Origin of the sequence: Mycolicibacterium elephantis DSM 44368 (assembly GCF_004014805.1) — a bacterium.
GTDB classification, from domain to species: Bacteria; Actinomycetota; Actinomycetes; order Mycobacteriales; family Mycobacteriaceae; genus Mycobacterium; species Mycobacterium elephantis.
In genome coordinates this window covers 192261-202650 of sequence record NZ_ATDN01000045.1, presented here as the reverse complement: position 1 = coordinate 202650, position 10390 = coordinate 192261, and the positions used below count along the sequence as shown (strand labels likewise).

At 67.4% G+C, this 10390-nt stretch carries 8 protein-coding genes and 2 pseudogenes; 8 read left to right on the top strand and 2 right to left on the bottom strand.

What is annotated here, in order from left to right; all coding sequences use genetic code 11:
- A pseudogene (locus tag MELE44368_RS27225) lies at positions 1-169 on the top strand (amidohydrolase family protein); the annotation flags it as partial.
- Between the two features lie 23 nt (positions 170-192).
- Here the strand turns inward: MELE44368_RS27225 and MELE44368_RS22545 are convergent.
- Positions 193-1752, bottom strand: a complete 1560-nt coding sequence (locus tag MELE44368_RS22545) for a class I adenylate-forming enzyme family protein (RefSeq protein ID WP_128110529.1) — start codon at positions 1750-1752, stop codon at positions 193-195.
- A gap of 64 nt (positions 1753-1816) precedes the next feature.
- Here MELE44368_RS22545 and MELE44368_RS22540 point away from each other — a divergent pair, with 64 nt between their 5' ends.
- On the top strand, positions 1817-2674 hold the full coding sequence (locus MELE44368_RS22540) for an SDR family NAD(P)-dependent oxidoreductase (RefSeq protein ID WP_409366147.1): 858 nt from the start codon (positions 1817-1819) through the stop codon (positions 2672-2674).
- A 2-nt stretch (positions 2675-2676) separates the two neighbouring features.
- Here MELE44368_RS22540 and MELE44368_RS22535 read toward each other — a convergent pair whose 3' ends face one another.
- Positions 2677-3495 (bottom strand): enoyl-CoA hydratase-related protein, encoded by an 819-nt coding sequence (locus MELE44368_RS22535; protein ID WP_128110527.1) that lies wholly within the window; start codon positions 3493-3495, stop codon positions 2677-2679.
- Positions 3496-3585: 90 nt separating this feature from the next.
- Here MELE44368_RS22535 and MELE44368_RS22530 point away from each other — a divergent pair, with 90 nt between their 5' ends.
- The 6 genes and pseudogenes from MELE44368_RS22530 (at position 3586) to MELE44368_RS22505 (ending at position 9967) form a co-directional block, all read left to right on the top strand.
- Complete coding sequence (locus MELE44368_RS22530; protein ID WP_128110526.1) at positions 3586-4845, top strand: hotdog family protein; 1260 nt, start codon at positions 3586-3588, stop codon at positions 4843-4845.
- A gap of 8 nt (positions 4846-4853) precedes the next feature.
- Positions 4854-5660: an enoyl-CoA hydratase/isomerase family protein gene (locus MELE44368_RS22525; protein ID WP_128110525.1), complete on the top strand. Its 807-nt coding sequence runs from the start codon at positions 4854-4856 to the stop codon at positions 5658-5660.
- 5 nt (positions 5661-5665) lie between these two features.
- Positions 5666-6913 (top strand): acyl-CoA dehydrogenase family protein, encoded by a 1248-nt coding sequence (locus MELE44368_RS22520; protein WP_128110524.1) that lies wholly within the window; start codon positions 5666-5668, stop codon positions 6911-6913.
- A complete protein-coding gene (locus MELE44368_RS22515) occupies positions 6910-7722 on the top strand; it encodes an enoyl-CoA hydratase/isomerase family protein (RefSeq protein WP_128110540.1) in 813 nt (270 codons plus the stop codon). The genes MELE44368_RS22520 and MELE44368_RS22515 overlap by 4 nt, the downstream gene beginning before the upstream one ends.
- Positions 7719-8519: pseudogene (locus tag MELE44368_RS22510) on the top strand (enoyl-CoA hydratase/isomerase family protein). The gene MELE44368_RS22515 and the pseudogene MELE44368_RS22510 overlap by 4 nt, the downstream one beginning before the upstream one ends.
- A complete protein-coding gene (locus tag MELE44368_RS22505) occupies positions 8516-9967 on the top strand; it encodes a class I adenylate-forming enzyme family protein (protein WP_128110523.1) in 1452 nt (483 codons plus the stop codon). Before MELE44368_RS22510 ends, MELE44368_RS22505 begins: the two are co-directional and overlap by 4 nt.
- Positions 9968-10390 lie beyond the last annotated feature (423 nt).

The following is a 10390-nucleotide window of genomic DNA, read 5'->3' as shown; positions in this document are numbered from 1 at the left end:
CCACATTCCCAAAGACCAAGCCACCGTCGGCGCCTTGAGGAAGGCCGCCGAAGGCCACGATGTCTCCATCAAAGCCCTGTCAAAAAAGGAAAAGACCGGCAGCGCATCGGACTGGCAGGACCAGATGAAGAAGGCCACTGTCAACGTCAGTGGGGCGTCGCAAGACTGAGCAACCCGAAGCGAAAGTCCGCGCTACGCGAGGCGATCGGCCACGACTCGCGGGCGCCCCTTCGAACGTGCATCCAGCGAGTTGCGTTGAACCTTGCCGTTGGCGTTGAGCGGTAGCGGTTCGTCCCAGAACACCAGTTCCTCGGGCAGCTTGTACTTCGGCAGGCCCCCCGCCATCAGCGCCTGGCTGACGTCGGCCAGCGCCAGTCGAACACCGTCGTCGAGCACCATGGCCACCGCGAGCCGCTCCCCGGTGGTCGCGTCGGGTACGGAATACGCCGCGCAGTCCCGCACACCGGAGATGGCGGCCACCGCCTCCTCGACCTCCGCCGCCGGGATCTTCATGCCGTTGCGGATGATGATGTCCTTGATGCGCCCGATGATGCGCACCCGGTTCCCGGTCATCTCGGCCACATCGCCGGTCCGGAACCAGTCCCCGTCGAATGCGTCGGCGTCGTCCTCGCTGTCCGTGTAACCCAGGAACGCATGCGGACCCTTGATGCAGCACTCGGTCGGGTCGCCCGCGGATCCGACCCGGATGTCGACATCCTGCAGTGCCACACCATCATCGGCGTGACGCACCGCCCTGCTTTCGGATCGCAACCCTGACGTGCTGACCGGCACCTCTGAGGATCCGTACGCTCGCATGACGACGATTCCGAAATCGTCCTCGACCCGTTCGACGATGCGCCGGTCGAGCATGGTGCCGCCGAGATACACCGCGCGCAGCGGCACGTCCTTCCCGCGGGCGACCGCCTCGTCGAGCAGCCGGTCCAGAAGCCGGTCCGGTCCGCCGTACCACGTCGCCTCCGACGCCAACAGAAGATCACAGGTGGCGACGGGATCCCAGCGGTCCTCTAGCACCACGGGCACGGCGAGCATCGGCCCGATGAACAACGCCTGCAGCACACCGGTGACCGAGGCGAGCGGGCTGATGAGAAAGATGCGGTCGTCGGCACCGAGGCCGGCCGCGGCGATGTAGTTCGCCGACGCCTTGGCCAACGTGCTCAACGAATGGATGACCCCCTTGGGCCGCGACGTCGTGCCGGACGTGTAGAGGACGAAGGACGGTTCGTCCGCGGGCCGCATCGGCCTGGCCGGCGGCGAAGCATCCCGCGCGCTCGAGATGTCGATCCATCGGCAGGCGTCGCGCAACTCCGCCTCACCCGTGGGTGGCCACTCGGGAGCCACCCCGTATCGGGCCCCGGTCCGCGCGACGATGTCGGCGATCTGCGTCGACCCCGCGCTGCGCGGCACGAGCAGCACCACCGCGTCGACCCGGACGGCGGCGTGCACCGCGATGGCGGAGCCGATGTCATTGCCTGCCACCACGACCAGCGGGGTCGCTGCGCCGACGCCGGCCTCACGCAGTGCGTGCGACGCGCGATCGACCCGTTCGTCGAGTTCCGCGTAGGTCAACTCCGCCCCACGGGTGAGCAGCGCCGACCGCGTCGGATACCGCTCAGCGGTACGCCGCACGAGATCGAGCGGCTGTTCCGACCAGAAGCCGCCGGCCCGATATCGGGAGCGCAGACGGTCCGCTCGCTGCTGTGCATGGTGCAGCAGCGCGCTGGCCCCACTCATGGTGTCCTCCGATGCGAATGCAGATTCTCGTCTACGTAAATGTAACCTCTCACGCATGTCGCAGATGAATTTCGAAGACCAGGTAGCCGTCGTCACCGGTGCGGGCGGAGGGCTAGGACGGTGTCACGCACTCGAACTCGCTCGTCGGGGCGCCCGTGTTGTGGTCAACGATCTCGGCAGCGCGGTCGACGGAAGCGGTGCTTCGATCTCGGCCGCCCAAGCGGTGGTCGACGAGATCACCGCCGCCGGTGGCACGGCGATCGCCAACGGTGACTCCGTCGCGACCGAGGACGGTGGCGCAGCGATCGTCGCCGCGGCGATGGACGCCTTCGGTCGACTCGACATCCTGATCAACAACGCGGGCATTCTGCGCGACGCGGCGTTCAAGAACATGACCGCCGAACAGGTCGACGCGGTGCTCACCGTCCACCTGACCGGCGCCTTCAACGTGACCAGGGCCGCGTGGCCGATCATGCGTGAGCAGAACTACGGGCGAATCGTCCAAACGACCTCTGGCACGGGGCTGTTCGGTAACTTCGGGCAGGCGAACTACGGCGCCGCCAAGATGGGTCTGGTCGGGATGATGCACGTCCTTGCGATCGAAGGCGCCCGCAACGGCATCGCCATCAACGCCGTCGCACCGATCGCACGCACCCGGATGACCGAGGACATCATGGGCGAAGCCGGCAAGGCGATGGACCCGGAACTGGTCACCCCGGTTGTCCTCTACCTGTCGCACCCCGATTGCGACCGTACCGCCCACATCTACTCCGTGGGTGCGGGCAAGGTGTCGCGGGTGTTTATCGGTGTCACCAAGGGTATCGAGAATCGCGAACTCACACCGGAATTCGTCGCCGAAGCGATCGACCAGATCGACGACGCCACGACCTTCACGATCCGCGGCGGACCCGCGAAAGGCTGACGTCAGCGGCCCTGAAAGTTCGGACGCCGACGCTCGGCAAACGACCTCAGGCCCTCCTGCAGGTCGGCGGTGCGTGAGACCACCTCCTGCGCCCAGGCCTCCTGCTCGAAGGCGCGGTCGCGGCCGGACTCCGACGACACCGACAACAGGCGTTTGGTCAGCCCCAGCGTCACCGTGGGACCCGCGGCCAGCCGTCCCACCAGCTCCTCGGCGACCGCGTCGGCCTCGCCCGGCGCGACCACGCGGTTGACCAGGCTGAGTCGCTCACATGTCCGGGCGTCGACGGGATCGCCGAGCATGAGCAGTTCGGTGGCCTTACGCAGCCCCACGATCCTGGTCAGCAGGTATATCGCCCCCGAGTCGGGCAGTATGCCGCGCTGCACGAACGCCGGAACCAGCTTCGCATCCGTGGACATCACCACCAGATCGCAGGCCAGCACCAGGCTGAAACCCGCACCCGCCGCCGCGCCCTTGACCGCCGCCACGACCGGCTTGTCGCAATCGAGCACCGCAGCGATCAGTCGTTGGTAACCCTTCTGAAGCATCCGGGCGATGTCGCCGGGCCGCTTCTCCGATGCGGGCTGATTCGCATGCGGCCCCAATCCCGCACCCGAGCAGAAGTGCCGATCCCCGGTCGCGCGCAACAACACCGCCCGCACCGACGAGTCTTCGGCGGCGCTGAGAAAGGCGTCCGTCAGCACATCACGATCCAACGGAGACAACGAGTTTCCGACATCCGGCCGGTCGATGGTGATCCGGCACACGCCATCTGTTCCGACGGCGACCTGGATCCCTGTCTGTTCTGCTGTCAACCGGCTCACCCCTGCGTTAACGACGTTTCCGTTTTTCGGGTATCTTAATTTCCGCCGACGTCCCGACCGACCATTCCGGCCGAACTGAGGAGGCCATGCGTGACCGAGTCCTCTACAGCGGGCCAGATCACCGATGAGGGTCTGGCCAGGTTGCGCGCCACCATCGGCATCGCCGTGCCGCATCCCCAACCGCCGCACTACCGCCGCCCCAACGAGGACACGTTCCGCATCGTCGCGGAAAGCTACGGCGATGCCAACCCGCTGTGGTCGGATCCGGAGTACGCGACCAAATCGGTGTGGGGTGAGCCGATCGCACCGCCACCGCTGATCGGCGGCGACACCCTCATCGGTGAAGACGAGATCACCGAACTGTCCGCGGAGGACCGCGCGGCCACCAAGGGTGATCCGCTGCGCGGCGTGCACGCCTTCTACGGCGGGTCAGCGCGAGAGTGGTGGGCGCCGCTGCGTGCGAACCGTCGGGTCTTCCGGCGCAACGCCCTCGTCGCCGCACTCGACAAGAGCAGCGAGTTCGCCGCGCGCGCAGTGCACGAATGGTCGGCGCAGGTGTTCCGCGACGACGAAGGCGTCCTTCTCGGCGGTCAGTACCGGAACATGATCCGCACCGAGCGCAGCAAGGCCAGGGGCCGCAAGAAGTACGAGTCGGTGGCCATCAAGACGTGGACCGCCGAGGAGATCGCCGAGATCGACGAGCGGTACGCCCGCGAGACGCCCAGGGGCGCGGAGCCGCGCTGGTGGGAGGACGTGACCGAGGGCGACGAGATGGATCCGCTCACCAAGGGGCCGCTCACCGTCACCGACATGGTGTGCTGGCACATCGGGATGGGCACCGGCATCTATGGCGTGCGGCCGCTGAGGCTGGCCTGGCGCAACCGGCAACGGATTCCCCGGTTCTACACGCCCAACGAGCAGGGTGTCCCCGACGTCCAGCAGCGCGTGCACTGGGAGCCCAGCGCCGCCCAAAACGCCGGTAACCCAACGACGTTCGACTACGGACGGATGCGCGAGACCTGGCTGATTCATCTGTGCACCGACTGGATGGGCGATGACGCCTGGCTGTGGAAGCTGGACTGCGAGTTCCGGCTGTTCAACTACGTCGGCGACCTGCACACCATCACCGGCGTCGTGACGCGCAAGTACCTCGCCGAGGGCGACCGACCGGCGGTCGACGTGGACCTCGCGGCGACCAATCACCGCGGCGAGGTCACCACGCCGGGTCACGCCACGATCCTGCTGCCGAGCAGGGAACGCGGTCCTGTCCGGCTGCCCGATCCGCCGGGCGGGGCCACGAACCTCTCCGAACTGTTGTCGGCCGTCTCGGCCCGATTCGCCGGGCAGTGAGTTCCGCCGTGAGCTACTCGAGCGTGCCAGGGCTCCAAGCCGAATTGGACGGCCCCGTCCTGCGCCTGACGTTGGACCGGGCCGAAAGACGCAACGCCGTCAACGACACCATGCTCGACGCGATGGTCGGCCACCTCGCCGCGGCCGGAACCGACGAAGCGGTGCGCGTCATCCGCATCGACGCCGCAGGACCGGATTTCTGCGCGGGTTCCGACCTGGTCGCCAACAACGCGAAGTCCGAGCGCAAGCCTCGCGTGGGCAGCACCCAGCGCCGGCTGCCCAACAAGGCCAACCGGCTGATCCCGTTGCTACTGGAAACCCAGGTCCCGATCGTCGCCGTGGTCCGCGGCTGGGCGGCCGGCCTGGGCTTCCACATCGCACTGGCATCGGACTTCTGTGTCGCCGCCGAGGATGCCCGGTTCTGGGAACCGTTCATGGCGCGCGGCTTCACCCCCGACAGCGGCGCGGCCTGGCTGCTGCCCCGGCTCGTCGGGCTGGTGCACACCCGCCGCTTGCTGATGCTCGGTGAGGAGCTCTCGGGAACCACCGCCGCCGAGTGGGGGATCATCCACGGCGCTCATCCCGACGCTGAACTCGACTCCGCCGCAGCCGAACTCGTCGACCGACTGGCAGGGGCACCCACGGTGGCGCTGGGCCTCACCAAGTGGCTGCTGCAGAGCGGCAACGGACTCGATCTCGACCGTCATCTACACAACGAAGCGATGGCACTCGAACTGTCTAGCCGCAGCGAGGATTTCAAGGAAGGCCTGGCCGCCTTCCGGGACAAACGCAACGCACAGTTCAAAGGCCGTTGAAGACAGTGAGCTCACTGCCGATCACCTCAGAGACCACCGCTGCCGAGGCTGTCAGCATCGTGCAGAAGTGGGTCGAGGCCGAAGTACCCGCCGGCTGGCGCACAGCCGCAGCCGAGGGCCCCGCCGCGCTGCGGTCCGTGCGCACCCCGCAGGATTACCGGGACTGGTATCCGGTTTTCGCTCGCTCCGGCCTGGTGGCGCCGACCTGGCTCCCCGAACACGGCGGCCTCGGCGTAGGCAACGACGTCGCACGCGCAATCGAGGACGTGCTCGCGCCGCTGCGGCTGACCCGGCTGAACCCGTTGGGGCTCAACAACACCGCCGCGGCGCTGTTCAGCCACGGAACCGAGGAGCAGCGGCGCCGCTTCCTGCCGCCCATCGTGCGCAACGAGGAAAAATGGTGTCAGCTGTTCAGCGAGCCCGGCGCAGGATCCGACCTCGCCTCGCTGGCCACCCGCGCGGTGCGCGACGGCGACAATTGGGTGATCTCCGGACAGAAGGTGTGGACCACCTGGGCCGACGAGGCGGACTTCGCGATCCTGCTCGCCCGTACCGACCCCGATCAGCCGAAACACCGGGGCATCACCTATTTCCTGCTCGACATGCACCAACCCGGCGTTTCAGTGCGGCCGCTTCGGCAGATCACCGGTGAGGCGGAGTTCAACGAGGTCTTCCTCGACGGTGCGCGTGTTCCCGACGCCCATCGGGTCGGAGAGGTCAACGACGGTTGGCGGGTCAGCGCCTCGACCCTGTCCAGTGAACGCCAAATGGTGTCGGGTTCGGGATCCGGTGGCATGGGCCGCCTCGGCGGCTCCAGCGCGGAACGACTGATCTCGCTCGCCCGCGAAGCCGGACGCTGGGACGACCCCGTGGTACGAGGCAAGATCATGCGCCTGTGGGCCCAGGAGCAGATCCGCGGCTGGACCAACGCGCGTGTGCGCGCGGCGCTTTCGGCCGGTCAATCGCCCGGGGCGGCGTCCTCCATCGGCAAGGTCCACCAGGCCACGCTCAACCAGCAGATCCAGGATCTCATGGTGGACCTGTTGGGCACCGCCGCGGTGGCCTGGCCGGCGTCCGACGATCCGGACGAGCTGCCTCGCGAGGTACAGGGCATGATGCGCAGCCTAGCCAACAGCACCGAGGGCGGCACCACTGACATCAACAAGAACATTCTCGGTGAGCGCGTGCTCGGCCTGCCCAAGGAGCCAGACCCGTGGAAGGGCAAGCCCTGGAAGGAGATTCCGCGCTCGTGAGCGGCTACGAGCGGTTGGTCGTCGAGAAGTCCGACGGTGTCGGATGGCTGATCCTGGACCGTCCCGATGCCGGCAACGCGTTCGACGCGCTGATGCTCGACGAGCTCGAGGCCGCCTGGACCCAGCTGGACACCGATCCGGACGTGCGGGTCATCGTCAACACCGCCAACGGCAAGGCGTTCTGCACCGGGATGGACGTGGTGCAGGTCGCCAGGGACAAGCAGGCCATGCGCAAACACTCGCGCCGCACCCGGGATGCCGAGCTGAAGATCTCGTCGTGGCACTGTGACGTGTGGAAGCCCGTGATCGCGGCGGTGAACGGGGTTTGCGCCGGCGGGGGGCTGCACCTGGTCGCCGACGCCGACATCGTCATCGCCGCCGAAAACGCATCGTTCGTCGACCCGCACGTGTCGGTCGGGCAGGCGGTGGCGTATGAGGCCATCACCTTGCTGCGCAAGTCGCCGATGGAGGCGATCACCCGAATGACGCTCAGCGGCAAGGGTGAGCGGATCTCCGCGCAGCGTGCCTACGAGTTGGGCATCATCTCACAGGTCGTTCCTGCCGATCAGCTCCGCGCGGAGGCCGGCCGGCTGGCCGCTGCCGTCGCGACCAATTCACCCACCGCGATGCGCGCCACCAAGAAGGCGCTCTGGCACTCCCTGGAAGTCGGGCTGTCGGAAGCGAGAAATGCCGCGGCTGAGACCATCCGGCGTCTGCGCGACCACCCCGACCACGCCGAGGGCGCACGGGCGTGGCGAGAGAAGCGGCCGGCGCACTGGCACCCACTTGACCCGGTGGAGGTTTCGTGACCTACCAGAGATTGATCGTCGAGCGCCGCGGGCCGGTCGGCTGGATCATCAACAACCGGCCCGACCGGCTCAACGCGTACGACGCGCGGATGCGCGAGGAGTTCCCCAAGGCATGGGCGGAACTGGACGCCGACCCCGATGTGCGGGTGATCGTCCATACCGGCAACGGCAGGGCCTTTCAGGTGGGCGCCGACGTCGACGACCTCGACGGTGAAGGCGTGCAGCAGTATCGGGAGGTCATGGAAACCCTCGACCTGAAGTTGACGGGCTAGCACTGCAATGTGGGCAAGCCGGTCATCACCGCGGTCAACGGGGTGTGCGCGGGCGGTGGGCTGCACTGGGTCGCCGATGCCGACGTCGTCATCGCCGCCTCGGACGCCACCTTCGTCGACCCGCACGTCTCCATCGGCCAGGTCAGTGCCCTGGAGACGATCGCGTTGATGCGAAAGATGCCGGCCGAGGCGGTGTTACGGATGGCGCTGGTCGGCAGCCACGAACGCCTGAGCGCTCAACGCGCATACCAGCTCGGCATGATCAGCCAGATCGTCGATCCGCCCGACAAGTTGCGCGACGTCGCGCAGGAGCTCGCCGAGAAGATCGCCAGGAACTCGCCCGCCGCGATGCGGGCCACCAAACGCGCGCTGTGGGGCGCGCTCGAGCATGGCCTGACAGACGCATGCCGCGAGGGCGCCAAACACCTCACGTCGATGTGGGGTCATCCCGACCAGGACGAGGGCCCACAGGCGTTCGCCGACAAACGGACTCCCAATTGGCTGCCACTGGAGACGGATTCGTGAGCCTCGCCGACCTGCTGGCCGATCTGCCCGACACCGCGGTGCACACGCTGGCGGTCGACGTGTCACGCGCCGAGCTGTCCGCGAGCGCCGACCGGCTGGGCGTCCTGCTCACCGACGCCGGCCTGAGCGGCGGCCAGGTGGTCGCGGCGATGCTTCCCAACGAGGCCACGACGGTCGCGGCGCTGTTCGGCTCCTGGCGTGCCGGCGCCGTGTACACACCGCTTAATCCGCGGGCCGCCGATGCGGAGCTGGCCACCCAGCTCGAGATTCTCACGCCGGTCGCGGTGATCACGACGCCCGCACTGGCCGCGAGGTTCACGGCGTTCTCGGTGCCCGTCATCACCGGATCGAACCTGGCGTGGACTCTGACGTCGTCCTGCCAACCGCCCGCAGACACCCGACGGTACGACGCCGACGTCGCTCTGCTGCAGTTCACCTCCGGGACCACGGGACCGCCGAAGCCCGTGCCGCTGCGCCACAGCACCGTGCTCGACCTGATCGACCGGTTGCTGGCCAAGCTGCGGGGTGCAAAAGGCGCCAGCCGCAAGGACAATCGGGCGCCGATGCCGAACCTGGTGCCGCTGTCGCTGTCCCTGTGGGCGGGTATCTACCAGGTGCTGTTCGCCTTCCGTGCGGGCTCCGGCGTCGTGCTGATGGACCGGTTCTCCCCCGCGGACTTCGCGGCGCTGGTCAAGCGCCACCAGCTGCGCTCCACAGTCCTGCCTCCCGCGGCGTTGACCATGGTGCTGCACGACGAAGCGGTCACCGATCTGTCGCCCCTGCGCATCGTCCGCTCCATCACCGCTCCCCTGTCTCCCGTGCAGGCCGGCAGGTTCCGCGACAAGTTCGGCGTGATCGTGCTGAATTCCTACGGACAAACCGAGCTCGGCGGAGAGGTCGTCGGATGGTCGGCCGCCGATGCCCGCGAGTGGGGCGAGACGAAGCTCGGTTCGGTCGGGCGTCCGCTGCCGGGTATCGACGTGAAGATCGTCGACGACGAGGTCATGGTCCGCACACCCACGACAGCGGCCCGCAAGATCGACCCCGCGTTTTTCGACCGGCTCACCGACGACGGGTGGTTTCACACCGGCGATCTGGGCTGGTTCGACGAGGACGGTTTTCTCTGGCTCGACGGACGCGTGTCGGACATGATCAACCGCGGCGGGCTCAAGGTGTTCCCCGGCGCCGTCGAGGATGTGCTGCTGAGCGCCGACCGCGTGCGGGAGGCCGCGGTGGTGGGCGTGCCCGACGAGCGGCTCGGCGAAGTGCCGTGGGCCTTCGTCGTGCGCGCCGACGACTCGCTCGGCGAGGACGAGCTGATCGCCTGGTGCCGTGAGCGCCTGACGCCGTACCGCGTTCCGGTGCGTGTGGTCTTCGTCGATCGATTGCCGCGCAACGACGTCGGCAAGGTCGTCAAGCGCGAGCTCGCCGCGCTCGCCGACGCCTGACGAGCAGACGCGTGCACCCCCTTTTGGGCGCCGTTTTGGGGGTTTTCGCGTCTGCTCGCGCGGATTGCCGGTTGAAAACGGTTCTTCTCATATCTGAGAACAGTGTTATTCTCGTCGGGATCCAGGGCTTTCGCCGGCAGAGGGGCGCACGATGTGGCAGGAACTTGTACGGCTGACCGTGACCTGGGTGGTGATGTGCGGACTGGTCGCCTTCTTCTACTGGATGCTCGGCAACATCGGCACATTCTGATCGAGCAGAGGTAGGAAAGCGATGCAGGATCAGGATCGACGGCGTAAGCGCGGCTTGATCGCGTTTCAGATCTTCATCTACGGCGTGCTGATCGCGATGTTCGCGATCCAGGTCCAGATGTACTTCACCAGAGACTGGTGACGCCGATGACGTCGCCGAGCCCAAACCGGTCG